The organism is Citricoccus sp. I39-566 (assembly GCF_031432995.1).
In the GTDB taxonomy this organism is placed as follows: Bacteria; Actinomycetota; Actinomycetes; order Actinomycetales; family Micrococcaceae; genus Citricoccus; species Citricoccus nitrophenolicus_A.
Genome location: NZ_CP133842.1, coordinates 492,388 through 518,258, shown reverse-complemented (window position 1 = coordinate 518,258; position 25,871 = coordinate 492,388). Strand labels below are relative to the sequence as shown.

Here is a 25,871-nt window from a genome sequence, read left to right as displayed (position 1 = left end):
CTGATGTGCCCGGCATGTGGGCGCGTGGCGGCCCGCTTCCTTCAGGGGCGCGGTGGAAGGAGGCGGCATGGCGGTGCCCTCGCGGGCGGTTGACGGCCGGAGGTCCCGACGGCGGCGCGTCCGGACCGCGGCCCTGGTCACCTGCGCGGTGCTCGCCCTGGGCCTGGCGGTGCTGCCCCATCCGGCGATCACCGTCCCCTGGTTCGTGGCGCCGCTGCAGTCCCTGGTCCCGGTGCTGAGCCTGGTGGCCGCGGTGGGCGCCGTGGTGCTGACCGTGGCGCGCCAGCGCTGGGCCGCGCTGGTCCTGGGGGCCGGGGCGGTGGCCGGACTGGTGCCGGCCCTGGTGCCGATGGCCCCGCCCGCGCCGCCCGCGTCGCCCGCGGGATCGGCGGCATCGGACGGGACCGAGGAGCTCACCTTGCTGAGCCTGAACACGGAGTACGCCGGCGTGGACCCCACGGCGCTGGCCGCGGCCATCGAGGAGTACGGGGTGGACGTCCTCGTCCTGCTGGAGGCGGACGAGGGGCTGGTCGGGGACCTGCGGGCCCGAGGCGCGCTGGAGGGGTTGCCGCACCGCACGGCCGAGATCCCGGACGACCCCCAGGGCGGGCCGGCGGGCGGCGCCGTCATCCTGTCCGCCCACCCGCTGCGGTCCGAGGGCGTGGCACCGCGGTTCGCCGGCTACCGCCACTTCGATCAGCCGGTCGCGGTGGTGCAGGATCCAGGGTTGGGGCCGGTGCGGGTGGTGGGCATCCACCCCGTTCCGCCGGTCGGGCCGGACTTCGTGCCCTCCTGGGATGAGACCCTGCGTGGCCTGGACGGCTGGCAGTCGGGGCGGGCGGACCTGCCCCTGGTGCTGGCCGGGGACTTCAACGCGAGCGGGGCCCATCCCCAGTTCCGGGCCCTGGCCGAGGGGTTCACCCCGGCGGCGGCAGTGGGCGGACCCTGGCCGGGTCCGACGTGGCCGGTGGGCTCCTGGGTCCCGCCGTTCACCCAGATCGACCACGTGCTGTTGCGGGGGCTGGTGCCGCAGGACTACCGGCGGCTGACGTTGCCCGGAACGGACCACCGGGGCATCCTCACCACGGTGACGGCGGGCGGCTCGACGGACGGAGGGTAGGGCGTATCCGGCCGGAGCTCAGTCCACGGCCGGCGAGTTGGCGCGGAACAGCTCGGTCATGGCCTCCGCGACGAGCGCGGCCCGCTCCTCGCCGAGGACGTCGATGAAGACCTCGTGGTTGGTGCGCGCCGTCAGCGCGGTCAGGCGGTCGGCGACCTCCCGCCCCTCCGCGGTGAATTCGAGGAAGGTCACCCGCCGGTCATCCGCGCAGGCGGCGCGCGAGACGTATCCGCGCTGGGTGAGCTTGTCCGCGAGCTTGGTGAACCCGCCGGTGGAGAACGAGGCCGCCTGGGCCAGTTTGGCCATCGGCGCGCGGTGCTCGGGCTGGCGGTGCAGGTTCAGCAGGACCTGGACCTCCGCCTCGGTGAGGGAGAACTCCTGGTTGATGGCCGCGTGGATGCGGCGGTTGGTCACCTCGAAGCCGTTGATCACGCGGCCCCAGAGTTCCACGGCGTGATCGTCAGTGCTCGGCCCGGCGCCCGGCCGGCCGGTCTGCTGCTCGCTCATGGTCCGTCCCCTCCTCGTACGCCTTCTCCCAGAATACCTTTCCAGAAAGTCAATATCCAATGGCGCGGCGTCCTCGGCTGGAACGGTCGAGGGCGAGCGGCGGGGCACGGGAGCACCAGGGAGGCCCCTGACCTTCGTGGTCGGGATCGGCGGAGTCATCCTGCAGGTGGACCCGGCACCGCCCGGGATCGGAGCCGGGACCGACGACGGGACGGGGCCGTCGCGGCGAGAGTGGAGGCATGATGAACCGACCCGCACTCCTGCACGCACCTATCCTCGCCGCCCGGGGCCTGAGGAAGTCCTACGGCACCACCCACGCGCTGGACGGCGTGGACCTCACCGTCCAGCCGGGGGAGTCCGTGGCCATCATGGGACCCTCCGGATCCGGCAAGACCACCCTGATGCACATCCTCTCCGGGATCCTGACGCCCGATGCCGGCTCCGTCCAGTTCACTGGGGCCGGCACCGAAGCCGTCGAGGTCACCTCCCTGAACGAGGAGGCGCGCGCGAAGCTGCGCCGCGAACGCCTCGGCTTCGTCTTCCAGGACGGACTGCTGCTGCCCGAGCTGACGGCCGTGGAGAACGTCGCCCTGCCGCTGATGCTCTCCGGCGTGCCCCGTTCGGGCGCCGAGTCCCATGCCGCCCAGTGGCTGGCCGCCCTCGGGCTGGACGGGATGCAGACCCGCCGCCTCGGCGAGCTCTCCGGCGGACAGGCCCAGCGCGTGGCCATCGCCCGTGCCCAGGTGGCGGACCCGCACGTGGTGTTCGCCGACGAGCCCACCGGCGCCCTGGACTCCGCGACCTCCGCCTCGGTGCTCGGCGCCCTGCTCGACTCCACCGTCGGCCGCGGACGCACCCTCGTGATGGTCACCCACGACCAGGCGACCGCGGACCGCTGCTCCCGCCTCGTGCGAGTGCAGGACGGCCGGATCGTCGCCGACTCGGCCGCGGCCACCACCGGAGGCGTGCGATGAGGAACGAGACCACCCAACCCGTCACCCAACCGGGCGCCCGTCCCGTCACCCGTTCCGGCGCGGCGCCGGACGGTGACCTGGGCGCGCTCCCCGACCGGCCGCCGTCGGGCACCGGCCGGAGGCCCACCGCCGGCACCGCCGCGGTGCTGAGGCTGTTCCTGGGCAAGCTGTTCGCCGACCGCCAGGTCTGGGGACTGCCCGTCACCGCGTTCGCGATCGTCGGCACGCTGGCCCTGCTCGTGGCCGGCGGCGCCGCCTCGTTCTGGACGATCTCGGGGGACCTGGCGGGCTTCTACCTGATCCTCTCCGTCTTCGCACTGATGCTGCTGGTGTTCCCGCTGGTCGGCCTGGCGGGGTCCGCCGCGAGGCTGCTGGCCCGGCGCCGGGACGAACGGCTCTCCTCCTTGCGCCTGCTGGGTGCGGGGACCCTCACCGTGCGGACCCTGGCCGTGGTCGAGTCCGTGGTGCTGGCCGCCGCTGGGCTGCTGCTCGGCGTCGTGGGGTACCTCGTGTTCATGCCCCTGGTCGGGCTGATCCCGTTCGCGGGGCGGCCCATCGGGCTGGAGGGCATGTGGCTTGGGACCGGCTGGCTGTTCGCCGTGGTCGGGGCCCTGCTGCTGATGGCCGCCGCGAGCTCGATGGCCGGGCTGCGGCGCATCGAGATCACCCCGCTGGGCGTGCGGACACGGCAGCAGGCCGCCACCGTCCACTGGGTCCGCGTGGCGCTGGCGGTGGTGGGGCTGGTGCTGGCCCAGGTGCTGCTCAACGCCTTCGGAGCCGGGGAGTTGATCGTCGTGCTGATCATGCTGCTCGTCGGCTTCGGCCTGCCGATGCTGGCCCTGCACTTCATCGGCCCCTGGCTGGTGGGCCTCGTGACCCGCCGCACCTGGCGCCGCGCGGAGACCGCCGAGAAGCTCGTGGCGGCCCGGAACGTGCTCGAGTCCCCGCAGCAGGCCTGGCGGCAGATCGGCGGCCTCGCGGTGACCACCTACATCGGCGTGGTCGGCGGGGCCGGCATGGGCCTGGCGAACTCCGTCTCCGCCGAGGGCGCGCGGCCGGAGGACCTGGTGCTCATCGGCGACCTGCAGACCGGAGTGCTGCTGACCATGCTCATCGCCTTCGTGCTGACGGCGTGCTCCGTGGGCATCACCCAGGCGGCCCAGGTGCTGGACCGTGCCCAGATGTACCGAGGCCTGGGCCGGCTCGGGATGACCGAGCCGACCATGGAGGCCATCCGCCGCCGCTCCGTGATGGGGCCGCTGTGGATCGTGCTGGTCTTCACCCTCGTGGCCGCCGTGGTGACGACCCTGCCCGTGATCGGTGCCGCCGTGCTCTTCAGCCCCGCGTCCATCGCGCTCGTGGCTGCGGCCCTGGTGCTCGGCGTGCTGCTCGTCCGGCTGGGCGTCACGGCCTCCCGGCCCACCCTGCGCGGAGTACTCGCAGAGCGCTGATCTGTTGGCGTTGTGTCTGGAGAGATTCACGCCCGGGGTCGGGTTTCCGGTGAATCCCTCCAGACTCAACGTGGGAGTGTTGGGCTCAGTTGACGGTGCTCTCGCCCAGGTCAACGGTGGCGGTGTGCTCGGCGCCTTCGGCGTCCGTCCAGACCAGGCTCACGGAGTCGCCCGGGTCCAGCGAGCTGACCTGGTCGGAGAGCTCGGAGGAATCGGCGACCTCGGTGCCGTCCAGGGCCGTCACGGTGTCACCGGCCACCAGGCCCGCCGACTCGGCCGCGGACCCCGGGGAGACTTCCACCACGAGCGCGCCGGAGGCAGTGCCGTTGGACCCGCTGGACCCGCTGTCCTCCCGGGCGGCGTACGGGTCCGTGCCGCCCTGCTGCGAACCCCGGGGGTCGGCGTACTCCTGCTGGGCCGCCGCGGCGGCATCCGTCACGGTGACGCCGAGTGCCCCGGAGGCGCCGACCTGCACGCTGTCCGACTCGGTGCCGGCCACGATCTGGTCCGCGATGCCAAGGGCCTCGGTGATTCCGATGGCGAAGCCGTTGACCTGCTCGGAGGTCTCACCGGTGGAGGCAGCCGTGCTCATCCCGACGACCTGGCCGTCCTCATCCACCAGGGGCCCGCCCGAGTATCCGGGGACCACATCCGCGTCCGTCTCGATCAGCCCCGTGAGGTCCTCGGTGTCCCCCAGGCTCTCCGCGGAGATCGACTGGTCCACGCCGGTCACCGTGCCGGAGACGGCGGTCAGGTAGCCCTGGCCGGAGCCGTTGCCCACGGCGGCCACGCCCTCGCCGGCGCCCACGCCGGAGGAGTCGACGCTGATGGTGTCCAGGCCTGAGGCGTCCTGCAACTGCAGCACCGCCACGTCATGGGTGGCGTCCCGGCCCACCACGCTGGCGGTGTAGGTCTCACCCGTGTCCGCCACGGTCACCTCCACCTCGGAGGAGCCGTCCACCACGTGGTAGTTCGTCAGGGCGAGTCCGTCCGCGCTCAGCACCATCCCGGTCCCCGCCCCTTCGCCGTACGAGGTCTCGGTCTCGACCAGGAGCACGCCCGGGGCGTCCTGGACCTCGACGCCGGCGTCCACCTGGGTGCCCGCGGCACCCTGGGTGCCACCGAAGGAGGCGTCGGGACCGCCGAAGGAGTACCCGTCCGGGCTCTCAGGGCGCCCCCCGCCGAGGCTGCTGTCCAGGCCGCTGCCCTGTCCAGCGCCCGAGTCGCCGGAGGCGCTGTCCCGATCGGGCACCGTGATGCCCTCGTGGACGCGGTCCAGGGTCTCGGCCAACGTGGCGGGATCCGCGACGGTCTGTGCTGAGAACCCGTCCGCCGCGGACCCTCCCTCCGAGGAGCCGTCGCCGCTGGCCGGCGAGGAGGCGGCGGACGGGAATGTGCCGGTGCTGACGGAATCGGCCACCACACCGCCGATGCCGCCGGCCACCATCAGCCCGGCGACGGCCATCGCGGCCACGGACCAGCGGATGCGGCGGGGTTTCTCCCGGGCACCCCGGTGGGTGGTGTCCGCGGCGGCATCGGCCGTCAGCACGGTCAGCGGGGCGGTGTCCGGGTGGGCTGTGCCCGTGGGGTCTGCGCCCGTGGTCCGGGCGAAGGGTTCGGGGGCGTTCGGGTCGGTGCCGGTCATGGCGTGCTCCTGGGGGGTAGGACGGTTCTTGATTCGTCAACACACCACCACCGCAGCCTCTGCGTCACGTGTGCCGTTCCTGTGACGGCGCTGTGCAGGTCGAACACCCGGGGTGAACGCACAGGGCGGACCAGCGGCTGGCACAGCCACGGCACAGGGTCGGCACCCAGGGTGAACAGCACAACAACAACCCCTGAACGGAAAGGGAGCGCGATGCCGTCCCTCCTCTATATCGCAGCAGACCTGGTGGCCATCGGCGTGCTGGTCCTCGGCCTCTACCGCAGTCGCCACGGACGCAAGGACCTCGTGGTGTCCTTCCTGGGCGCCAACGTGGGGGTCCTCGCGGTGGCTGCCGCCCTGGCCGGGGTCTCCCCCACCGCCTCACTCGGGGTCGGCCTCGGCCTGTTCGGGGTGCTGTCCATCATCCGGCTGCGCTCCACCGAGCTGGAGCAGCACGACGTCGCCTACTTCTTCTCGTCCCTGGCCCTCGGCCTGATCGCCGGGCTGGGCGTGCAGCCGGCCTGGCTGGCCGCCGCACTGATGGCCCTGCCCGTGCTCGTGCTGGCGGTCGTTGACCATCCCCGCTTCATGGGCGGCGCCCGGCGCCAGCGGATCGTCGTGGACCGCGCCATCACCGGGGAGCAGGAGCTCACGGACCACCTCCGGGACCTGCTGGGAGCCGAGCCCCAGCGGATGACCGTGGTGGAGACGGACCAGATCCGGGACCTCACGGTCGTGGACGTCACCTACCGGGTCCCGCGTGCCGGGCAGCGGCCCACGAACCGGAGGCCCGACGCCGGCCCCGTGGCGCCGGCGGTCCGCCCCGTCCCGGCCCCGGCCGAGATCTCCCCCGCCCCGGTCACGGCGGCCACACGATGACCGATCCGTTCACCGCCGCCGTGGCGACCCTGCCCACCCTCGACCTGGAGTCCATGAACCGGCAGGCGGCGCTGCAGGTGCGGCACGACCGCAAGTACATCGTCCCCGCCCCGGTGGCCACAGATTTGGTGCTGTGGGCCGGGACGGGCCGGGCCGGCGTCGGGCAGGCCATGGCCCTCGAGGTGGCCGGCACCACCGCGAGCCCCTACGGCTCGACCTACTACGACACCCCCGCGCTGGAGGCGTACCTGATGGCCGCGCGCCGGCACCGGCACCGCTTCAAGGTGCGCACCCGCCGATACCTGGACACCGGTGACTGCTTCCTCGAGGTCAAGACCAAGTCCGCCTCCGGGCAGACCGTCAAGCACCGCATCCCCTGGAACCTCGAGGACGGGACGCTGGCCGGGGACGGGCTCAGCTTCGTGGCCGAGCGGCTCGGGCGGAGGATCAGCGGCCCGCTGCGCCCGGTCCTGCACACCTTCTACCGGCGCACCACCCTGCTGCTGCCCGGCCTGGGGACCCGGCTGACCCTGGACCGCGACCTGCTGTGGACGCCTGCACCCGCGGAACACCCGACGGACGACCCGATGGACGCCCAGGGGCCGCTCCAGCTGTCCCGGCGGCTCGTCGTGGAGACCAAGTCCGCCGGCCACCCGACCGCCGCGGACCGCTGGCTCTGGCGCCGGGGGATCCGACCCGTGGCCGTCTCCAAGTACTGCGCCGGCCAGGCCCTGCTGCACCCGGACCTGCCGCACCACCGCTGGCACCGCACGCTGCACCGGGACCTCCCGGTGGCGCCCAGCGCGCCGAACGACCCCCTCACCGCTGACGCACACCACACCGACCCCGACCGCAAAGGACTGCGACCATGACCACCCAGCTCCCGACCAACCGACCCCCTGCCACCCGGCACCCCCGCCGACGGCGCCCCGCAGTGCTCCGGGCCACCGCGCTCACACTGAGTGCGACCCTGGTGCTCGCCGGCTGCGCGGCCACCGGCACCTCGGCCTCCTCCGGGACATCCGACGGCGTCGCCTCCGGTGGTGCCGACAGCGCCGGGACCGCGGGCTGGACGAGCGCGGGAGTCACCGAGGAGATCGCCGAGGCGACACACTACGACGCAGACGACACGAGCTATACAGAGGACGAGGTCACCGAGGTGTCCCTGGAGGGCACCGGGGCGACTGCGACCGGCGTCGATGCGGACACCGTGTCCGTCGCCGCCGGCGGGGAAGCGGTCCTGACGATCTCCGGCTCCGGAACCTACCGCCTCTCCGGCGACTTCCAGGGCACCGTGGTGGTGGCCTCCGGCGCGGAGGACGCCGTGCAGGTCATCCTCGACGGTGCGGCCATCACCTCCTCCACGGGCTCGGCGCTTCGCGTCGACTCCGCCGACGAGGTGACCCTCCTGCTGGCCGAGGGCAGCGCGAACTCCCTGACCGATGCCGAGACCTACGAGGACGCCTCGGAGGACGCCGCGGATGCGGCCCTGTACTCGCGCGCGGACCTGACGATCGCCGGATCCGGGTCCCTGGCCGTGGAGGGCAACCACCTCGACGCGATCCACGGCAACGACGGCCTGGTCATCGACGGGGCGAGCGTCACGGTCCAGGCGGCCGACGACGGGATCGTGGGGAAGGACTACGTGGCCCTGATCTCCGGCACCGTGGCCGTCACGGCCGCGCAGGACGGGGTGAAGTCCTCCAACGCCGAGGAGTCCGACCGCGGCTGGCTGACCCTCTACGGCGGCAGCCTCCAAGTCTCCGCGGGTGACGACGGCGTCAAGGCCGAGTCCACCCTGACCGTCCGGGACGGCGAAGTCACCGTGACCGAGTCGACCGAAGGCCTGGAGGCCTACGCGATCGTGGTCTCCGGCGGCGCGATCGACGTGACCTCCTCGGACGACGGCCTCAACGCCTCCGGGGAGCTGGCCACGGCGGACAGCTCAACGGAGGACTCCACGGCTGACGCCTCGGCGGACGCCTCCGCAGAGGACTCCGGCGCGACGACCAAGGACTCCGCGGGGGATGCGGCCGCGGGCGGCTTCCCGGGCGGGGGCCTGGAGGCGGCCGGCGGGCAGAGCATCACCGTCACCGGCGGCGCCCTGACGATCACCGCCGAGGGCGACGGCCTGGACTCGAACGGCAGCGCGGAGGTCTCCGGCGGCACGGTGGTGGTCAACGGCCCGGAAGGCAACGGCAACGGCTCGATCGACGTGGCCGGTGACTTCACGGTGACCGGAGGCACGCTGGCGGCCGCGGGCAGCGCCGGCATGGCCCAGGGCCTGGGCGAGGCCTCCACCCAGGGCGGGTTGCAGGTCACCCTGCCCGAGGCGGTCGAGGCCGGGACCACGCTGGTGGTGGCGGATGCCGGGGGCGCCGTGGTGGCGACCTTCACCACGGTGAAGTCCGCCGAGAACCTGGTCCTCTCGGCCGCCGGGATCCAGGACGACGCCGAGTACACGGTGTACAGCACCGCGGGTTCCGGGGCGGGGGCCGGGGTGGCCGCCGGGGAGAGCCTGGACGGCTCGGCGACCACCGACGGCGCCACCGAGCTGGCGACCGTGACGGCGGGGGAGTACTCGGCCGGGATGGGCGGCGGTATGGGCGGGATGGGCGGTGGCATGGGAGGCCCGCCCGCCGGCGGCCTCGACGGCGCGCCGGCGTGGTGATCGCGGGCGGCACAGCCTGCACAGGTCCAGCACAGGTTCGGCACGGTGCTGCGACAGGATGGTGCCCTGTACTGGAACCATGTCCCCTATGAACCCGAACCCCGCCACCTCCCCGGCCACGTCCCTGTCCGCCCTGCGCGACGTGCTGCCGCAGCTCTCCCACCCGGACGGCTCCCCGGTGCGCGCCCTCGTGGTGGATGACGAGCCGATGCTGGCCGACCTGGTCTCCATGGGGCTGTCCCTGTGTGGCTGGGAGGTGCGGGTGGCTCATGCGGGGCGGGCCGCTGTCGAGACCGCCCGGGAGCTCGTTCCGGACGTGCTGGTGCTGGACTGGATGCTGCCGGAGCTGGACGGACTCGAGGTGCTGGCCAAGATCCGCGCCTTCCGCCCGGAGGTGCCCGCGCTGATGCTCACGGCCAAGGACTCCGTGGACGACCGCATCCGCGGCCTGGCCGCCGGCGGCGATGACTACGTCACCAAGCCGTTCTCGCTCGAGGAGGTCCTGATCCGTCTGCACCGGCTCGTGCAGCGCACCGGCGTGATGGCCCAGGACGCGGACCAGCTCGTGGTGGGGGACCTGAGCCTGAACGTCCGCACCCGCGAGGTCTCCCGCGGCGGCGAGGCGATCGAGCTGACCACCACCCAGTTCAACCTGCTCCAGTACCTCATGGAGAACCCGCGCGCGGTGCTGTCCAAGGCGCAGATCCTCGAGAACGTGTGGGACTACGACTTCGGCGGACAGGCCAACATCGTGGAGCTGTACATCTCCTACCTGCGCAAGCGGATCGACGCCGGCCGCGTCCCCATGATCCACACCGTCCGCGGTGCCGGCTACGTCATCCGTCCCGCCTGATGGCTGTCCGAGCCCCCGTCCAGGCCCCACCCCGGGCCCGACGACGGCCCTCCCTGGCCCTGCGCACCGCCCTGGGTGTGGTGGTCCTGCTGGCCGTGGTACTGACCGCCCTCACGGCGACGTCGCTCGTGCTCAGCGGCCGTGCGGTGGACGCCCAGCTGGAGCACCAGGTGGAGCAGGCCTGGGAGCGGTCCCTGACGTTCCTGCGCGGCCCGGGAGGCCCGGACGGTGGATTTCCCGACGGCGCCGCCCCCGGGGGCGGGACGTCACCGGACGCTCCTTCCGAGGATGGCGGCTTCGACCGAAGCCCCCTGGAGGCCCCCGGTCAGCCGGCAGGGATGCTGGCCCTGGTGCAGGTGGGGGACACCGTGGTGGAGGCCTCCCGGCTGGACGTGGACGGGCAGGCCGTGGAGTTGTCCGCGGCCGACGTGCAGGCGTTGGCCTCCGTGGTGGGCGCGGCCGAGGACGCGGGGGAGACCGGCGGCTCGGACGGATCGGCCGTGCAGAGGGTGCAGCTGGACTCCGGCAGTTACCTCGTGCGGGCCGCGGTGGTGGACGCGGTGTCCGGGGACGGAGAGGTCTCCCCGGCCGTGGCGGTGGCCGGCCTGCCGACGGCGGAGGTGGACGGCACCAAGGCCGTCTTGGCCTGGGTCCAGGTCATCGGTTCGCTGACGGCGCTGGTGGTGGCCGGCGTCGCCGGTTGGTGGTGGATCCGGCGCTCCCTGCGTCCGCTCGCGGAGGTCTCCCGAGCGGCGGCCCGCGTGGCGGAGGTGCCCATGGGCTCCGGCGAGGTCTCGCTGGCGCGCTACCGGGTGCGGGGCGGCCTCGCGCAGCCGGGTGATGAGGTCGGCGAGGTGGGACACGCGCTGAACCGGCTGGTGGACTCGGTGGACGGCGCCTTCGAGCAGCGCAACCGTTCCGAGCGGAAGCTGCGGACCTTCGTGGCGGATGCCTCCCACGAACTGCGCACCCCCCTGGCCGCCGTGCGCGGCTACACCGAGATGGTGCGGATGACCGAGCCCCTTAGCCAGTCCGGGCGGGACTCCGTGGACCGGGTGCTCGTCCAGGCCGACCGGATGGGCTCGCTCGTGGAGGACCTGCTGCTGCTGGCGCGACTGGATGCGGCGGAGGCCGCAGGGGGCACCGGCGCCAGCGGCACCGGCGCCAGTGGTGCGGGGGACCGGCCGGCCGTGGACCTGGGCGAGATCGTGGTGGACGCCGTCATGGACGCCACCGCCGCCGGCCGGGACCACACCTGGACCGTGGACGTGCCAGAGGGTGAGGTGACCGTGGCCGGTGACCGACAGCAGCTGGCCCAGCTGGTGGCCAACCTGCTCTCCAATGCGCGCAAGCACACGCCCGCCGGAACCACCGTGGCCGTGCGGCTCGACGCGGTGAGCGGGGCCGGACCTGCTGGTGCCGGGCCCGCGCGGTTGGAGGTCGAGGACGACGGGCCGGGGATCGGCGTGGAGCTGCTGCCGACCCTCTTCGACCGCTTCGTGCGGGGGGACGCGGCCCGTACCGGCACGGACGTCGTGGCCGAGGGATCCACGGGCCTGGGGCTGGCGATCGTGCGGTCGGTGGCGCGGGCCCACGGTGGTGACGTGCGGGTGGAGTCCGCGCCGGGACGGACGGTGTTCGCCGTGGAGTTGCCGCGCACCTTGCCGTAGTTATCGTTTAACGATAGTTTGCCATCGAAAGACAATCGATGGAGGACCGTCATGCCCGCTCCCGTTCCCACGCCTGTGCCGCGATCCCTCGTGGTCGTCCTGCGGACCATGCTGGTGCTCGCCGCCACCGGCTCGCTGGTGGTACTGGCGGTGATCCTGCCGCTGCTGTGGATCGACCTCGAGTCAGCCTCGCGGGGCGTCGCCGTGTCCCTGATCGTGGTCCTGGCCCTTGGGGTGGTGAGCCTGCAGGTGATCGGCGTGTGCATCTGGCGGCTGCTGACCCTCGTGCTGCGGGGGCGGATCTTCTCCCGCGAGGCCTTCCGCTCCGTGGACGTGATCACCGGCGCGATGGCCTGCGGTGGCGTGCTCCTGGTGGCCTTCGGGGTCATCCTGAGCGGCGGCACCACCGCCCCTGGGCTCGTCCTGCTGGTCGGCGGGGTGGCGTTGCTGGCCTTCGCTGCCGCGCTGACGGTCAACGTCGCCCGGCGGCTGCTGGCCCAGGCCGTGGACCGGGACGCCCAGGCCCGGCGGCTCGAGGACGAGCTCTCGGAGGTGATCTGATGCCGATCGTCGTGGACGTGGACGTCATGATGGCCCGGCGCAAGATGTCCGCCGGGGAGCTGGCCGAGGCCGTCGGCATCACCCCCGCCAACCTCGCCGTGCTGAAGAACGGGCGGGCCAAGGCCGTGCGGTTCTCCACGCTGGCCGCGCTCTGCCGGGTTCTGGAATGCCAGCCGGGAGACCTGCTGCGCTGGGACGGTGGCGTCGACGGTCGCAGGGAGGACGGCGCGGATGACGGCACCGAGTGAGCCCGCGGTGCACGTGCAACCTGACGAGCGCGCCGAACGAGTGGACGTCCTCGTGGTCGGGGCGGGACTGGCCGGGCTGCACGCCGCCACCCTGCTGGCCCGGGCCCGTCACCGGGTGGTCCTCGCGGAGCGGCGGCCCACCCTGACCGGGACCGTGCGCACCACCGGCATCTTCGTCCGGCGCACCCTGGAGGACTTCGACCTGCCCGAGGAGCACCTGGGTCCGCCGATCCGCCGCATGATGCTTTATCCGCCAGGGCTGACTGGTCCCGTCGAGCTGGTCAGCAGCCGTGATGAGTACCGGGTCGGTGACATGGGTCCGCTCTACGTGGACGCGGCGCGCGAGGCCGAGGGGGCCGGCGTCGACCTGAGGCTGGCCACGCGCTTCCGCGGGCGCCGGGGCGGCGTGTTCCACCTCGAGGGGCCGGGTGGGGAGGTGCGGATCCGCGCCCGCTTCGTGGTCGGGGCGGACGGCGCCCGGTCCCGGGTCGCCCGCGAGCTCGGGCTGAGCCGCAACACCCGGCTGCTGATGGGTGCCGAGGAGGTGGTCCCCGATCCGGATCCGGGCGTGGAGCCCACCTTCCACTGCGTGGTGGACCCCCGGGTGGCTCCCGGCTACCTGGCCTGGGTACTGCGGGACGGCGAGCACGTGCACGTCGGCACCGCCGGCCATGCCACGCGCTTCCCCCGCGGCCTGTACAGCGCCTTGCGGGACTTCGGCGCGCGGGCCCCGGGGCTGGAGGGTGTGCCGCGTCCGGCGTCGGTGGAGAAGCGCGCCGGTCCGATCCCCGTGGGCGGCGTGCTGCCCCGGATCGCTGCGCCGGAGGGGCTGCTGGTGGGTGATGCCGCCGGGGCGGTCTCCCCGTTGACCGCCGGCGGACTGGACCCGTGCCTGCGCCTGTCCGGCCACGCCGCCGAGGTCCTGGACGAGGCCCTCCGCACCGGCCGGGCGGATGCCCTGGAGCGCTACGACGGCCAGGCCCTGCGGGCGCGGTTCCGCAAGCGGCTGCTGTTGCGCCGCGGCCTGGATGCGGTGCGCACGCCCGAGATGGCCTCGGCCGCCCTCGTCGCGCTCCGGACCCCGCCGGGCCGTGCCCTGGCCCGCCGGATCCTCTTCAGTGACGGCTCATTCCCCCTGCCGTGACCCCTGCCCGGCCGATCGGGTCGGGAGTTGAGGTGGCGATCCCGTCCGGGAACCCCACGGCAACTCCCGACTGGATGCCGGCCCGCCTGCCTGGGAGGCTGGCCACCGGGCGGAACGTTCAAAGTTCAAGGAATGAAGTGGCCTGGCCCGGGCGTTGTGCCTGAGGTGACCGAGAACCCCGTTGCCCAGAGCCCCGCCGCGCTCGCGGCCCCGCACCCCAACCCGTCCACCGAACGCGCTGACTCCGTGCCCGCCGGTACGCTCGAGTTCGGCCTGCATACGTTCGGGGACGTGACGCACAGCGCCGACGGGCAGCCCCTGAGCCACCCCGAAGTCCTGCGCAACGTGGTGGCTGAAGGCGTCCTGGCGGACCAGTCCGGCGTGGACGTCATCGGCATCGGCGAGCACCACCGCCCCGATTACACCGTTTCCTCGCCCGAGATGGTGCTCTCCGCCATCGCCGGCCAGACCGAGCACATCAAGCTGATCTCCGCCGTCACGGTCCTCTCCTCCGACGACCCGGTGCGCGTCTACCAGCGCTTCGCCACCCTGGACGCCGTCTCCAACGGCCGAGCTGAGGTCTCCCTGGGCCGCGGCTCCTTCATCGAGTCCTTCCCGCTGTTCGGTTACGACCTGCAGGACTACGAGACGCTCTACGAGGAGAAGCTGGACCTCTTCTCCCACCTGCGCACCGAGCGGCCCGTCACCTGGCAGGGCAACACCCGTTCCGCGCTGCAGCGCCAGTCCGTCTTCCCGACGACGGCCCACGAGTTCGGCCTGCCCACCTGGGTGGCCGTCGGGGGCACCCCGACCTCGGTGGTGCGGGCGGCCACCTATGGCATGGGGCTCGAGTTGGCGATCATCGGCGGGGCCCCCGAGCGGTTCCGGCCCTTCGCCGAGCTCTACCGCCGGGAGATCGCCTCCCGCGGCTTCGAGCCACGCCGCGTGGCCCTGCACTCCCACGGCTTCGTGGCCGCCACGGATGAGGAAGCCGCCGAGCGGTACTACCCACACTGGGAGGCCTCCATGCGCAAGATCGGCGCCGAACGCGGCTGGCCCGCCCCCTCGCCCGCGCAGTTCCGGCAGGAGATCGCCCATGGCGCCCTGCACCTGGGCTCGCCCGAGACGGTGGCCCGCAAGGTGGCCGCCAGTGTGCGGGCCCTCGACGCCGGACGCTTCGGCATGAAGTACGGCAACGGCTCCCTGCCGCACGAGTTCATGTTGGACTCGATCGAGCTCTACGGCTCCAAGGTCAAGCCCCTCGTGCTGGACATGCTCGCGGGCTCCTGACGTATTGAGGGCAGAGATTGACGGTACGCGTCGTACCGTCAATCTCTGCCCTCAAAGCGATCGCGCCTCAGCGCCGCGGCGATCACCTGGACCAGATGGCGGCCGTCCAGGCCCGCCAGGTCCTTCACCTGCGTGCGGCAGGAGAAGCCGTCGGCCAGCAGGGCCCGCTCCGGAGCCGCCTCCGCCTTGGCCAGGATGCCCTGGCGGGCGATGGTCTCGGAGACCTCGTAGTGCCCCTGCTCCATGCCGAAGTTCCCGGCCAGGCCACAGCAGCCGTTGGAGGTCTCCACGTCGCAGCCCATGGCGTCCAGAATGGCCTCGTCGGCGGAATAGCCCATGACCGCGTGGTGGTGGCAGTGCGGCTGGACCAGCATCCGCCGGTCGGCATCCGCGACCCGCGGCGGCGTCCAGTCGAGTTCCGTCAGCAGCTCGGCCACCGTCCGCACGGCCGACGCCACCTCTCGCGCCCCGGGGTGCTCGGGCAGCAGCTCCACCAGGTCCGAGCGCAGCGTGGCGGTGCAGCTGGGCTCCAGCCCGACGACGGTTCGGCCCGCCCGCACGTGCGGCAGCAGGATCTCCACGGTGCGGCGCAGCTTCTCCTTGGCCGCCGTGAGCTGTCCGGTCGAGATCAGGGTGAGCCCGCAACAGGCCTGCTCGCCGGTCGACTGCCCGACCACCTGCACCTCGCATCCGGCCGCGTCCAGCACCGTCAGGGCATCGGCCGGGATCTCGGGGGAGAGGGCGTCCGAGAAGGAGTCCACCCACAGCACCACCGGGCGACCGGCCCGGGGCACGACGTCGGCCCTCGGGTGTCCTGCCTCGTCCTCCGATAGGTGCCCCGCAGCGGACGGCGCCCGGCCGTCGTCGTGCTCCAGGTCCGCCCGCGCCGCCGACGACCAGCGGAACGGCGCCCTCGGCAGCAGCGGCAGGGACCGCCGGGAGTCCGCCCCCATCAGCGTCATCATCGCCCGGCGCAGCACCGGCACCCGGCCGGCGGCATTGACCAGCGGGGCCAGGGGTGCGGCGAGCCGCAGCCAGAAGGGCAGCCGCCCCAGGGTGTAGTGGGCCAGCGGCCGCACCCGTCCCCGGTAGGTCCGGTGCAGGGCCTCGGACTTGTAGGTGGCCATGTCCACGCCGGTGGGGCAGTCGCTGGCGCAGGCCTTGCAGGACAGGCACAGGTCCAGGGCCTCGTGGACCTCGGGGGATTCCCACCCCAGCGTGACGACCCCGCCGTTGAGCATCTCCTGCAGCACCCGGGCCCGCCCGCGCGTCGAGTCCCGGTCATCCCCCGTCGCCAGGTAGGACGGGCACATGAAGGTGCCCTGCTCGCGCAGGTCCGCCCGGCACTTGCCGATGCCCACGCAACGGTGCACGGCGTCGGCGACCGAGCCGTCATCGTCGGCGAAGGCGAAGCCGTCCGAGGCCCGCTGCTCGGCGGAGGCGGGGCGGCGCAGGGCGGCGTCGATCGGGTCCGGGGCCACCAGCACCCCCGGGTTCATCAGCCCGCCGGGATCCAGCAGCGCCTTGAACTCGGCGAACGCGGCCAGCGCCTCCGGCGAGTACATGACCGGCAGCAGCTCGCTGCGTGCCCGCCCGTCCCCGTGCTCACCGGCCAGGGACCCGCCGTAGCGGGCCACCAGCTGGGCCGCGGCCTCCATGAAATCCCGGAACTCGGAGGAGCCGGAGGCGAAGGGGAAGTCGATGCGCATGTGGATGCAGCCGTCGCCGAAGTGCCCGTAGGCCAGGCCGGAGAGCCCGCGGTCGTCCATGAGCTCCTTCAGGTGCCGCAGGTAGGACCCGAGGTGTTCCGGGGGGACGGCGGCGTCCTCCCAGCCGGGCCAGGCGTGGGCGCCCGTGGCCGTCCGCACCGCGAGCCCGGAGCCGTCCGCGCGGATCTGCCACAGCCGGGCCGCCTCCGGACCGGAGGGCAGCACCACCGCCTCCAGGCCGTGGGCGGCGCGGACCATGGCCTCCGCGGCGGCCACCGCCTCGGCCGTGTCCGCGCCGCCGACCTCCACCATCAGCCAGCCGCCACCGGCCGGCAACTGCGGCACGTCGTCACCGCCGGGGGAGCGCCGCACCACCTCGACCATCTCGCCGGACAGGCCCTCCAACGCCAGGGGCCGATGGGGCAGCAGCGAGGGGACGTCGTCCGCGGCGGCGGGCATGTCCGGGTAGCCGATCACCGCCAGCGCGGGGGCCGGGGCGCGGGGCACCAGGTCCACCTCGGCCTCGAGCAGCACCCCGCACGTCCCCTCGGTCCCCACCAGCGCCGCGGCCAGGTCGCGCCCGTTCTCCGGCAGCAGGTGCTCGAGGCTGTAGCCGGAGATCTGCCGGTCGAACCGCCCCAGCTCCGTGCGCAGCACCTCGAGATGCCGCTGGATGAAGGCCTCCAGCCCGGGCACCCGGTCCACGGTGTCCTGCCCCTTGACCACGTCCAGGATCCGCCCGTCCGGCAGCAACCAGCGCAGCCGGCGCACGTTGTCCGCGGTGCGCCCGTAGGCCAGCCCGTGCGGGCCGCAGGCGTTGTTGCCGATCATCCCGCCGAGGGTGCAGCGGCTCGCCGAGGACGGATCAGGGCCGAACCGCAGGCCGTGTGGTGCCGCGGCGGCCTGCAGGTCCGTCAGCACCACCCCCGGTTGCACGACGGCGGAGCGCGCCGGGGCGTCGATCGAGACGATGCGGTTCAGGTGCTTCCCCACATCCAGCACCAGCCCCGGGCCGACGGCGTTGCCCGCGATCGAGGTGCCCCCGCCCCGCGGGGTCACGGGCAGCCCGTGCCGGGCCGCGATCCGCACGGCCGCGACCACCTCGGCCTCGTCCAGCGGGCACACCACCACCTCGGGGATGACGCGGTAGTTCGAGGCGTCCGAGCTGTACAGGGCGCGGCGGAGTGTGGAGGTGTGGACCTCGCCGCGCAGCTCGCGCTCCAGCTCCCGCACCGCCTGATGCGCCACGTCCCGCGGGCTGTCCCGGACGGCGGTGTCCACGTGCATGGGTCCCTCCACAGGATCGGCGAGGATGTGTCGGAGGCGGCAGGGGATTCTGGCGCCGCCCTTCCCCTGCACTGTGCCGGACGGCGCGGGCCAGGACAAGGGCGCGGGCCAGGACAAGGAGGAGCGGGCCTGTCAGAAGGACCCCAGGGCAGGCCATACTGGTCCCATGAGTGATCCAGCCAACACTCCGGCCACCCCCGCACCCGTGACCCCGCCCGACTGGAAGCCCATCCTCGCCGCGCTCGGCAACGAGGCCGCCCGCGCCGTCTTCGCCCTGGCCACCCTCGGGGAGCTGGATGCGGACACCCGGTCAGGGCTGAACGCCAAGGAACAGAAGTCCGTGGCCGGCTGGCTGGCCCTGGGGGTGCTGACCGAACAGCCGGACGGCTCCGTCACCGTGGACGGGGCCGCCGTGCGGGCGCCCCTCACCGCACTCGCCGCCAGCGGGACCGGGAAGGCGCGGGCCGGCGTCGGGAGGTTCCTGGTGGCCGGTCACGGGCCGCGCATCGAGGCGATGCCCGCCGCGCCCGCCGAACGCGCCGACCTGCTGACGTGGGTGCGTGACCACGCCCTGGCCGTGGACGAGGTGCTGACCGAGTCCCAGCTGAACCAGCGGCTGCACGTGTTCCACCCTGACGTGGCCATGCTGCGGCGTTACCTCGTGGATGCCTCGCTGCTCGAGCGCACGGCCGCGGGCACCGAGTACGCGATCCCCGCGGACTCCCGGATCTCCTAGCCGGATCCAGGGGCAGGGTCAGGCGGGCCAGGGGAGGTTCAAGTCAGGTTCAGGGCCTCCCGGACGGTCCGGGTCACCGAGAGGGCCGTGAGCCCGGAGGTCCTGGGGTTCTCCGGGCTCGGCGCCGACTCGAAGGTCAGCTCGAACCGGCCGGCGTCCCCGGTCGCGAGGATCGCGTGGCGGCTGCGCCCGGCGTCCGGATCGGCCACGAGCTCCACGCGCACCCGGTCCAGGGATCGCTGCAGGAGCTCGGCCTCCCCGGCGCCTCCGGCCTGAGGCCCGACGCCGGCCCCGTCGCCTGCTCCGTCCCCGCCGGGCTGGGTGCGGCCACGCGTGGCCCAGGCCAGCCCGACCGCGACGTTGACGTTGGCCGGGAACCTCTCGATGGCCTCGGCCGGTCCGCCGGAGAACACGGTCACCGGCTCGTCCCCGGGGCGCAGCGCGCGCAGCTCGGCCTTCTCGGTCTCAGTCATCCACGGTCGCAGCAGGGAGGTAGGCAGCTTGGACGTGCGGATGCGGACGGCGTCCAGTCCACCGGAGTCGGCCGCGGCACCCAGGACGTCGAAGCCGCCGATGGCCCCGTTGGTCACCCAGAGCCGGCCCGGCCCCGCGAGCAGCCGGCGCGCGGTCCCCGGATCGGCCAGCGCCCCCACGCTGGTGAGGACCAGGTCGATCCCGGCGGCGACCACCCCCGGCCCGTACTCACCGGCCGGCTCGACGCCGGCACACTCCACCACGAGGTCCGTCGCGGCCAGCGCCTCATCCCACGTGGGGCAGTCCGTGTCCGTGCCGGTCGTGGAGAGCTCCACCCCGGGCACGGCACGCTCGCGATGGGCGGACACGTCCCGCTCGGCCGCGCACATCCGCAGCAGTCCGGCCTCGCGGTCCGGGGCGAGCAGCGTGGCCACGTGGCGGCCGATCGCGCCGAAGCCCAGCAGGAGCACGCGGGCGGGCGGGGCGGGTGTGCCGGGGGAGTGATGCGTGGCGGGCGTCATGTCCTCAGTCCACACCACGGGCGTCCCGGCGCCGGCCATGTTGCGCCGCGGCACGTCGGCGCCGGTCAGCGCATGGTGCGGGCGGCCTGCTGCACCGCGGCGGTCAGCCGGTCCAGGGCCTCGGTCCCGGCGGACCAGCGCTGCCAGTGCAGGTCCACCCGGGACCGGCCGAGCTCCGGGATGGTGACCAGGTCCGGGTGGGTGCCCTCGAGGACCCCGTCCGGGAGCTGGCCGGCCGGGATCATCCCCCAGCCCAGTCCCGCCGCCACCGCGGCGTTGAACCCGCCCACGGTCGGCACCTGGTGGCGCGGGGGTTCGGCCTCCGCTCCGGAGCCGCCCCGCCGGGCGTCGCGAGACCCGTCCCGCCAGGCGGCGAGGCGGCTGCGCTGCAGGTTGTCCCGGGTGCCGAAGTCCTGCACGGGGACGGACCCGAAGTCCACGGTGCCGTCCTGACGCCGGTGCCGGTCCAGCAGGGACGAGGCCGCCACGGCGTGGTACTCCATGGTGCCCAGCTCCATGGACAGGCAGCCGGAGACCGGGGCGGGATTCTCCGTGATGGCGGCGATCACCGCGCCGGAGCGCAGCAGCTCGTGCGTGTGCTCCTGGTCCTCGAGGTGCAGCTGCAGCACGGCATCGTCCCAGGTGGCGGCCTGGCGCAGCACCTCCACGAACCAGGTGGCCAGCGAGTCGGCGTTGACCGCCACGGACAGCACGGTGCGGCCGCCGGTGCCGCGGCCCAGGGAGCGCCGCGCCTCGTCCTCCAGCACGGCCATCTGCCGGGCGAGCCGCAGCATCCGGTCCCCGGCCGACGTCGTGCCCACCGGGACGGTGCGGGTCAGCAGCACCTGGCCGACGTCCTTCTCCAGGGCCTTGATGCGCTGGGAGAAGGCGGAGCCGGAGATCCGCAGGGCGTCGGCGGCGGCGTCGAAGGTGCCCTCGTCCACGGCGGCGGCCAGGGCGCGCAGGTGCTCGGTATTCATGAAGCAAAGCTTAATACCCTGAAGGATATGCAGGTGGAACGGAAGACGCAGGTCAACCTACCGTAGCGGCGTGACGATTTTCCTGACCGGTCTGCTGACCTGCCTCGCCCTCATCGTGGCCATCGGTGCCCAGAGCCTGTTCATCATCCGCCAGGCCATCCGCCGCGATCGCCTCCTGCTGGCCCTCGCCGTCTGCCTGGTGGGAGACATCGTGCTGATCACGGCCGGGACGGCCGGCGTCGGCGTGATCACCGAGCGCGCCCCGTGGCTGCTGGAGGTCCTCACGTGGGGTGGCGTGGCCTACCTGCTCTGGTTCGCGGTCAGCTCCTTCCGCTCGGCGTTCGCCACCCGCCGGTCCATGGCGGTGGGTGCGGACGCGGGAGATGAGGACGAGACAGGGCACGACGGCGGCGCGCGGCCGGGTGCCCCGCTCGCCGACGACGCGGGCGGGGAAGGCGGCGCCGCCGGTGGCGAGCCCGCGCTGGTGGGTGCCGGGGCCGGCGTCGGGCGCGGGGCGGGTGCCCCCAGCGGGCCGGCGACCGGGACCCTGTCCGTGGTCTCGGAGCGGCAACGGCTGACCGTGCGGATGGACCGCTCCGGCGGTCCGCAGCGGGCGCTGAGTTCCGTGTGGACGGTGGTGCTGACCGCCCTGTCCGTGTCCCTGCTGAACCCGCACGCGATCCTGGACACGGTGGTCATGCTGGGCACCCTGGCCAACTCCTACGGGGCCGAGAAGTGGGTCTTCGCCGTCGGCGCCCTGACCGGCTCGGCGGTCTGGTTCCTCACCCTGGGCTTCGGCGTCCGAGCCCTGGCCCCGCTGCTGGACACCCCGCGCACGTGGAAGATCGTGGACCTCGTGGTCGGTACGGTGATGGTGTTCATCGCGGGGAGCCTCGCCTTCGGGTGAGGTGCGGGACCGGGCCCTCCGGACGGCCTCCGTCCGGATCCAGGTCTTTCGGCGCTTCGGGGGCCTTCGCTGCCAGCTGGTCGACACGGCGAAGGGAGGCCAGCCGCACCTCCCGGGTGAGCCGGATGGTCGGCTTCAGGGCGAAGCACAGGGATCCGGCCAGGAAGCACCAGGTACCCGCAGCCTTGGTCGACTCGCTGAAGAACAGGATGCTGCCGGCGATGAACAGTCCGGCGGCCAGGAAGTCGACGGCGGTGTGCAGGACCTCGAAGCCGGCATAGACGCGGGCCGTGCGCTCGGTGGTCTCTTGATGGCGGGGATCGAACCATGGCATGGAGAAGTCCTCCCGGTATCGCTGGTTGCCACAACGTTTCGGTCCTCGCAGGCTACAGGCGCCTCGAGGTCACCCTCGCGGTGGTCCGTCGGGTCTCAGCCGCCGAGCCAGCTGATGGCGGCGGCCAGGAGGAACCCGGCGGAGGTGATCAGTCCGGTCCAGGCGTGGGTGATCTCGAAGGCCTCGGGGATCATGGTGTCGGCGATCATGGTCAGGATCGCGCCGCCGGCGACGGCGGTGATGGCGGCGACCACCCCGGCCGGTGCCGAGCCGAGGAGCAGATAGCCGGTGGGTGCGGCGAGGGCACTGACGATCGCGATGGTCCCCCACACGCCGAAGACGTATCCGGCGCTGCGGCCGGCCTTCTTCATCCCGGCGGCACTGGAGAGCCCCTCGGGCAGGTTGGAGATGAACACGGCGGTCACGACGGCGGCACTGACCCCGCCGCCGCCGAGCAGGCTGATGCCCAGCACCAGGGACTCCGGGATCCCGTCGAGCAGGGCTCCGAGGGCAATGGCCAGCCCGCTGCCGGATTTCTGGCTCTGCGAGGGCTGCTGATGCTGGGAGCGTTTGCGGTGTCTGGCCCCGAAGTGGTCCAGGATCCGGTTGGCGAGCATGTACACGATCGCCCCGAGGGCGAAGCCCACCACGGTGGCCGCCAGTCCTCCCGTGTGGGCGGCTTCGTCGAACAGCTCGAAGGCCACCGCCGAGATCAGCACGCCCGAGCCGAACGCCATCACCGAACCCACCACCTTGGCCGGGACCGGGATGAACCAGGCGATCGCGGCGCCGATGACCAGGGCGACCCCGGCGAACAATCCCCATCCGGCGGCGGTCAGCGCCCCGGTCACCGGCCGACCCGCAACTGGCGGATGATCCCGTAGTCCTCGATCCGCTGAACCATCCATGCCTCCAGTTCCCGGCCCGGCGAGCGCTTCCTCCGCGTGATTATCCTCATGGACCCCCAGCCCGTCGACCCTCCGCTCGATGCGCCAGACCTGCACACCGCAGCCGAGGCCCTGCTCCGCGGCGCTCCGCGGCCGCATTCCGCGTGGTGGGAATAGACCGCGCCCCCCGCGCTGTTCTCCCTGAGGATGGACACGTCGTCGAATAGGAGAGGAGCAATTCATGAGGATCGGCATCATCGGGGCCACCGGCATGGCCGGACAGGAGATCTACCGCGAAGCCGTGCGCCGCGGCGAGGAAGCCGTGGCGATCGTCCGCGACGCCGCCAAGGCGAGGGAACTGCTGGGGCCCGGGGCCGCCGTCGTGGAGAAGGACGCCTTCGACCTGACCGACGCGGACCTGGCCGGATTCGACGCGGTGGTGGACGCCTTCGGCACCTCGCCGGACCGGGCCCACACCCACAACGACCTGACGCGCCAGCTGGTGCAGGCGGCGCCGGCCTCGGATCAGGCGTCCCCGCGGCTGCTGTTCATCCTCGGTGCCGGCTCCCTGACCAACCCGGAGACCGGCCGGCTCGCGATCGAGGACATCCGGAAGGCCCCCGGCTCCGAGGCCTGGATCAGCATCCCGGAGGCGGCCCTGGAGCAGCTGGAGTACCTGCGCACCGTGGACTCGGCGGACTGGGTGGGGGTCTCGCCGCAGATGATGTTCACCCCCGGCGAGGCCACCACGCCGCAGGTGGGCCAGGACGCCCTGTTGACCGCCGCGGACGGTGGATCCCACACCACCGCCGGCACCATGGCCGTGGGCATCCTCGACGAGCTGCAGACGCCCACGTACCGCAACACCCGGTTCACGGTCTCGGACGCCTGACTCCAGGACGTCCGGACAGCAGACAACTGGAGGTCGAAAGCGGCCCGATTCCGGCGGTTACCCGTCGGTAAATGGGCCACTTTCGACCTCCAGTTGCGAGAGGGGTCAGCGGCGCTGGGAGGGTTCGTGGCCGCGGGCGTCGAAGTCGAGCGCACCCGGCCCGCTGAACCGCTCCGCGGGGACCGGCCGCCCGGCCATGGCCATGATGAGGTCCCTCGCACTGCCCTCCACCTCCGGGCCTGCCCCGACCCAGTGGCGCACGTCCCGGGCCACGAGGGTCAGCCCGCGGGCGCGGGCCTTGGAGGGAACGGTGAAGTTCGAGGACTCGAAGAAGTCCAGCAGAGTCACCAGGACCTCTTCCCGATAGTCCCGGTGCAGGCCGAGGGGCTCACGGATGTCCTCGCCGTGGATGACCACCTCGCCCAGCCAGGCCTGCAGGGTGCCCGTCGGCGAGATGGTGGAGTCGATCGTGGAGCGGAACTGCTCCAACGTCTCCGCCGGCGTGGCGCCCAGCCGCTCCTCGAGCCGCCGCTGGTTGTGGAGGTCCGCGTTGAACCCGGCGCCCACGATGCTGCGGATCCAGGCCCAGAAGCCGGTCGACGCCCCGGCCGTCAGATGCGCCACGGCCTGCTCCACCGTCCAGGCCGTGGACAGCGTGTGCTGCCGCCACTGCTCCTCGTCCAGACTCGCCAGGTCGTCCGCGAGGGCGGCACGTTCGGCGTGGATGAGGTTCCAGAGAGGGTTCACCCTTCCACCCTAGGCCACCGGTGCGCTCCGGAGTATGGCCCCCGCTACACTCGGCCCATGACCCTGCCCGAAGGCCCTGCACGGGCTGCCGTCACCCACCCCTTCTCCCAGGTCAACGTCTTCTCCGCTCAGCCGCTGGCGGGCAACCCCGTGGCGGTGGTGCACGGCGCAGACGGGCTCACCGAGGAACAGATGGCGGCCTTCGCCCGGTGGACCAACCTCTCCGAGACCACGTTCCTGCTGACCCCCACGGACCCCGCCGCCGACTACCGGCTGCGCATCTTCACCCCCGGTGGGGAGCTGCCCTTCGCCGGGCACCCGACCCTCGGCTCGGCGCACGCCTGGCTGGCTGCCGGCGGCCGCCCGGCCACGGAGGAGCGGGTGGTCCAGGAGTGCGCCGCCGGGCTGATCACGCTGCGCCGGGAGCAGGAGGATGGGCCGGCCCACGACGCCGGCCGGCTCGCCTTCGCCGCCCCGCCCCTGGTGCGCTCAGGTCCGGTGGACCCCGCCGACGTGCACCGTGCCCTGACTGAGGTCGGGCTGGAACCGGACGACCTGGTGGACGCGGCCTGGGTGGACAACGGCCCCGGCTGGATGGGCCTGCTGCTGACCGATGCCGACGCCGTGCTCCGGGCCGCCCCGCAGGCCGGATCGGCACTGAAGATCGGCCTCATGGGACCGCACCTGACCGCACAGGCCCCGGCCGACGTCGAGGTCCGCGCCTTCGTCCCCGGCCTGGGCATCCCGGAGGACCCTGTCACCGGCAGCCTCAACGCGGGCCTGGCCCAGTGGCTCATCGGCGCGGGGCGGCTGCCGGCCCGGTACGTGGCCGCACAGGGCACGGTTCTCGCACGCGCCGGGCGGGTCCACGTGGAGCAGGACGCCACGGACCCGGAGACCATCTGGGTGGGCGGGGACTGCGTCACGGTGCTCGAGGGCACTGTCCGGATGTAGATCAGCCGGTAGACCCTGGTCTCCGGCCCGTGAGAGCATGACGCCCACTGGGACCCACCCCTCAACAGACCGGAAGGACCATCCCCATGACGAGCCATTACCACTCCCCAGAAGACCTCGACCGGCTGAGCGAGTACAAGGACCTGGCCGGGCCCGAGTTCGCGGCCTTCGCGAAGTTCGACGGCAGCATCGGCCGCCAGGACGGGGAGATCGACCCCCTGCACCGCGAGCTCATCGCCGTCGGGGTCGCGATCTCCTCGCAGTGCCCGTACTGCATCCAGGTCCACGTGGGCCAGGCCAAGAAGGCCGGTGCCACGAAGGCCCAGATCGCCGAGGCGAGCATGATCGCCGCCGCCCTGGGAGCGGGCGCGGCGGTCACCCACGGGACCCTGGCGTTCCGCCTCTACGACGAGGCCTGACGCTTCACGCC

General features: G+C 73.0%; 25 protein-coding genes. 17 read left to right on the top strand and 8 right to left on the bottom strand.

Features of this window, described 5'->3' with window-relative positions:
- Positions 1 to 67 precede the first annotated feature (67 nt).
- Entirely contained in the window at positions 68 to 1,120 is a 1,053-nt protein-coding gene (locus tag RE421_RS02390) for an endonuclease/exonuclease/phosphatase family protein (RefSeq protein WP_309813714.1), read from the top strand.
- A gap of 18 nt (positions 1,121 to 1,138) precedes the next feature.
- On the opposite strand, the gene RE421_RS02385 is transcribed toward RE421_RS02390, so the two are convergent.
- The gene (locus tag RE421_RS02385) at positions 1,139 to 1,627 is read right to left on the bottom strand and encodes a MarR family transcriptional regulator (RefSeq protein ID WP_309813712.1); all 489 of its coding nucleotides are present in this window, start codon (positions 1,625 to 1,627) and stop codon (positions 1,139 to 1,141) included.
- Positions 1,628 to 1,866: 239 nt separating this feature from the next.
- Here RE421_RS02385 and RE421_RS02380 point away from each other — a divergent pair, with 239 nt between their 5' ends.
- Positions 1,867 to 2,601, top strand: coding sequence for an ABC transporter ATP-binding protein (locus RE421_RS02380; RefSeq protein WP_309813709.1), 735 nt, complete (start codon positions 1,867 to 1,869; stop codon positions 2,599 to 2,601).
- Positions 2,598 to 4,052 carry a permease gene (locus RE421_RS02375; RefSeq protein ID WP_309813703.1) on the top strand — a complete coding sequence of 485 codons (1,455 nt, stop codon included), beginning with the start codon at positions 2,598 to 2,600 and terminating at the stop codon, positions 4,050 to 4,052. The genes RE421_RS02380 and RE421_RS02375 overlap by 4 nt, the downstream gene beginning before the upstream one ends.
- 85 nt (positions 4,053 to 4,137) lie before the next feature.
- Here the strand turns inward: RE421_RS02375 and RE421_RS02370 are convergent, their stop codons facing one another.
- Positions 4,138 to 5,697, bottom strand: a complete 1,560-nt coding sequence (locus RE421_RS02370; protein WP_309813702.1) for a trypsin-like peptidase domain-containing protein — start codon at positions 5,695 to 5,697, stop codon at positions 4,138 to 4,140.
- 213 nt (positions 5,698 to 5,910) lie between these two features.
- On the opposite strand from RE421_RS02370, the gene RE421_RS02365 reads away from it, so the two are divergent.
- The 9 genes from RE421_RS02365 (at position 5,911) to RE421_RS02325 (ending at position 15,013) form a co-directional block, all read left to right on the top strand.
- Positions 5,911 to 6,576, top strand: a complete 666-nt coding sequence (locus tag RE421_RS02365; RefSeq protein WP_309813697.1) for a DUF4956 domain-containing protein — start codon at positions 5,911 to 5,913, stop codon at positions 6,574 to 6,576.
- Positions 6,573 to 7,448 (top strand): polyphosphate polymerase domain-containing protein, encoded by an 876-nt coding sequence (locus RE421_RS02360; protein ID WP_309813696.1) that lies wholly within the window; start codon positions 6,573 to 6,575, stop codon positions 7,446 to 7,448. Before RE421_RS02365 ends, RE421_RS02360 begins: the two co-directional genes overlap by 4 nt.
- On the top strand, positions 7,445 to 9,247 hold the full coding sequence (locus RE421_RS02355; RefSeq protein ID WP_309813693.1) for a carbohydrate-binding domain-containing protein: 1,803 nt from the start codon (positions 7,445 to 7,447) through the stop codon (positions 9,245 to 9,247). Before RE421_RS02360 ends, RE421_RS02355 begins: the two co-directional genes overlap by 4 nt.
- Positions 9,248 to 9,335: 88 nt before the next feature.
- Positions 9,336 to 10,100 (top strand): response regulator transcription factor, encoded by a 765-nt coding sequence (locus tag RE421_RS02350; protein WP_309813691.1) that lies wholly within the window; start codon positions 9,336 to 9,338, stop codon positions 10,098 to 10,100.
- Positions 10,100 to 11,770, top strand: a complete 1,671-nt coding sequence (locus tag RE421_RS02345) for a HAMP domain-containing sensor histidine kinase (protein ID WP_309813687.1) — start codon at positions 10,100 to 10,102, stop codon at positions 11,768 to 11,770. The genes RE421_RS02350 and RE421_RS02345 overlap by 1 nt, the downstream gene beginning before the upstream one ends.
- 51 nt (positions 11,771 to 11,821) lie before the next feature.
- Positions 11,822 to 12,331, top strand: a complete 510-nt coding sequence (locus tag RE421_RS02340; protein ID WP_309813684.1) for a DUF2975 domain-containing protein — start codon at positions 11,822 to 11,824, stop codon at positions 12,329 to 12,331.
- Complete coding sequence (locus tag RE421_RS02335; protein ID WP_309813681.1) at positions 12,331 to 12,579, top strand: helix-turn-helix transcriptional regulator; 249 nt, start codon at positions 12,331 to 12,333, stop codon at positions 12,577 to 12,579. The genes RE421_RS02340 and RE421_RS02335 overlap by 1 nt, the downstream gene beginning before the upstream one ends.
- The gene (locus RE421_RS02330; protein WP_309813678.1) at positions 12,563 to 13,723 is read left to right on the top strand and encodes an NAD(P)/FAD-dependent oxidoreductase; all 1,161 of its coding nucleotides are present in this window, start codon (positions 12,563 to 12,565) and stop codon (positions 13,721 to 13,723) included. Before RE421_RS02335 ends, RE421_RS02330 begins: the two co-directional genes overlap by 17 nt.
- 156 nt (positions 13,724 to 13,879) lie before the next feature.
- Positions 13,880 to 15,013 carry an LLM class flavin-dependent oxidoreductase gene (locus RE421_RS02325; protein ID WP_396134558.1) on the top strand — a complete coding sequence of 378 codons (1,134 nt, stop codon included), beginning with the start codon at positions 13,880 to 13,882 and terminating at the stop codon, positions 15,011 to 15,013.
- Positions 15,014 to 15,051: 38 nt separating this feature from the next.
- On the opposite strand, the gene RE421_RS02320 is transcribed toward RE421_RS02325, so the two are convergent.
- The gene (locus tag RE421_RS02320; RefSeq protein WP_309813675.1) at positions 15,052 to 18,009 is read right to left on the bottom strand and encodes an FAD-binding and (Fe-S)-binding domain-containing protein; all 2,958 of its coding nucleotides are present in this window, start codon (positions 18,007 to 18,009) and stop codon (positions 15,052 to 15,054) included.
- A 166-nt stretch (positions 18,010 to 18,175) separates the two neighbouring features.
- Between RE421_RS02320 and RE421_RS02315 the strand changes: the two genes are divergently transcribed.
- Positions 18,176 to 18,745: a DUF2087 domain-containing protein gene (locus RE421_RS02315; protein ID WP_309813673.1), complete on the top strand. Its 570-nt coding sequence runs from the start codon at positions 18,176 to 18,178 to the stop codon at positions 18,743 to 18,745.
- Positions 18,746 to 18,783: 38 nt separating this feature from the next.
- On the opposite strand, the gene RE421_RS02310 is transcribed toward RE421_RS02315, so the two are convergent.
- Positions 18,784 to 19,740 carry an aspartate dehydrogenase domain-containing protein gene (locus RE421_RS02310; protein WP_309813670.1) on the bottom strand — a complete coding sequence of 319 codons (957 nt, stop codon included), beginning with the start codon at positions 19,738 to 19,740 and terminating at the stop codon, positions 18,784 to 18,786.
- A gap of 65 nt (positions 19,741 to 19,805) precedes the next feature.
- Entirely contained in the window at positions 19,806 to 20,720 is a 915-nt protein-coding gene (locus RE421_RS02305; RefSeq protein WP_309813667.1) for an ArgP/LysG family DNA-binding transcriptional regulator, read from the bottom strand.
- Positions 20,721 to 20,790: 70 nt separating this feature from the next.
- Between RE421_RS02305 and RE421_RS02300 the strand changes: the two genes are divergently transcribed.
- Entirely contained in the window at positions 20,791 to 21,627 is an 837-nt protein-coding gene (locus tag RE421_RS02300; protein WP_309813663.1) for a LysE family transporter, read from the top strand.
- Here the strand turns inward: RE421_RS02300 and RE421_RS02295 are convergent.
- Positions 21,599 to 21,961 (bottom strand): YrhK family protein, encoded by a 363-nt coding sequence (locus RE421_RS02295; protein ID WP_309813654.1) that lies wholly within the window; start codon positions 21,959 to 21,961, stop codon positions 21,599 to 21,601. The genes RE421_RS02300 and RE421_RS02295 overlap by 29 nt on opposite strands.
- 95 nt (positions 21,962 to 22,056) lie before the next feature.
- The gene (locus RE421_RS02290) at positions 22,057 to 22,812 is read right to left on the bottom strand and encodes a ZIP family zinc transporter (RefSeq protein ID WP_309813652.1); all 756 of its coding nucleotides are present in this window, start codon (positions 22,810 to 22,812) and stop codon (positions 22,057 to 22,059) included.
- Positions 22,813 to 23,089: 277 nt separating this feature from the next.
- Between RE421_RS02290 and RE421_RS02285 the strand changes: the two genes are divergently transcribed.
- Positions 23,090 to 23,740, top strand: coding sequence for an NAD(P)H-binding protein (locus RE421_RS02285; RefSeq protein ID WP_309813649.1), 651 nt, complete (start codon positions 23,090 to 23,092; stop codon positions 23,738 to 23,740).
- Positions 23,741 to 23,845: 105 nt separating this feature from the next.
- Here the strand turns inward: RE421_RS02285 and RE421_RS02280 are convergent, their stop codons facing one another.
- A complete protein-coding gene (locus RE421_RS02280; RefSeq protein WP_309813646.1) occupies positions 23,846 to 24,487 on the bottom strand; it encodes a maleylpyruvate isomerase family mycothiol-dependent enzyme in 642 nt (213 codons plus the stop codon).
- Positions 24,488 to 24,544: 57 nt separating this feature from the next.
- Between RE421_RS02280 and RE421_RS02275 the strand changes: the two genes are divergently transcribed.
- Together RE421_RS02275 and RE421_RS02270 are read left to right on the top strand one after the other, a co-directional pair.
- The gene (locus tag RE421_RS02275) at positions 24,545 to 25,441 is read left to right on the top strand and encodes a PhzF family phenazine biosynthesis protein (RefSeq protein ID WP_309813642.1); all 897 of its coding nucleotides are present in this window, start codon (positions 24,545 to 24,547) and stop codon (positions 25,439 to 25,441) included.
- Positions 25,442 to 25,527: 86 nt separating this feature from the next.
- A complete protein-coding gene (locus RE421_RS02270) occupies positions 25,528 to 25,860 on the top strand; it encodes a carboxymuconolactone decarboxylase family protein (RefSeq protein WP_309813639.1) in 333 nt (110 codons plus the stop codon).
- The last annotated feature ends 11 nt before the right edge of the window (positions 25,861 to 25,871 follow it).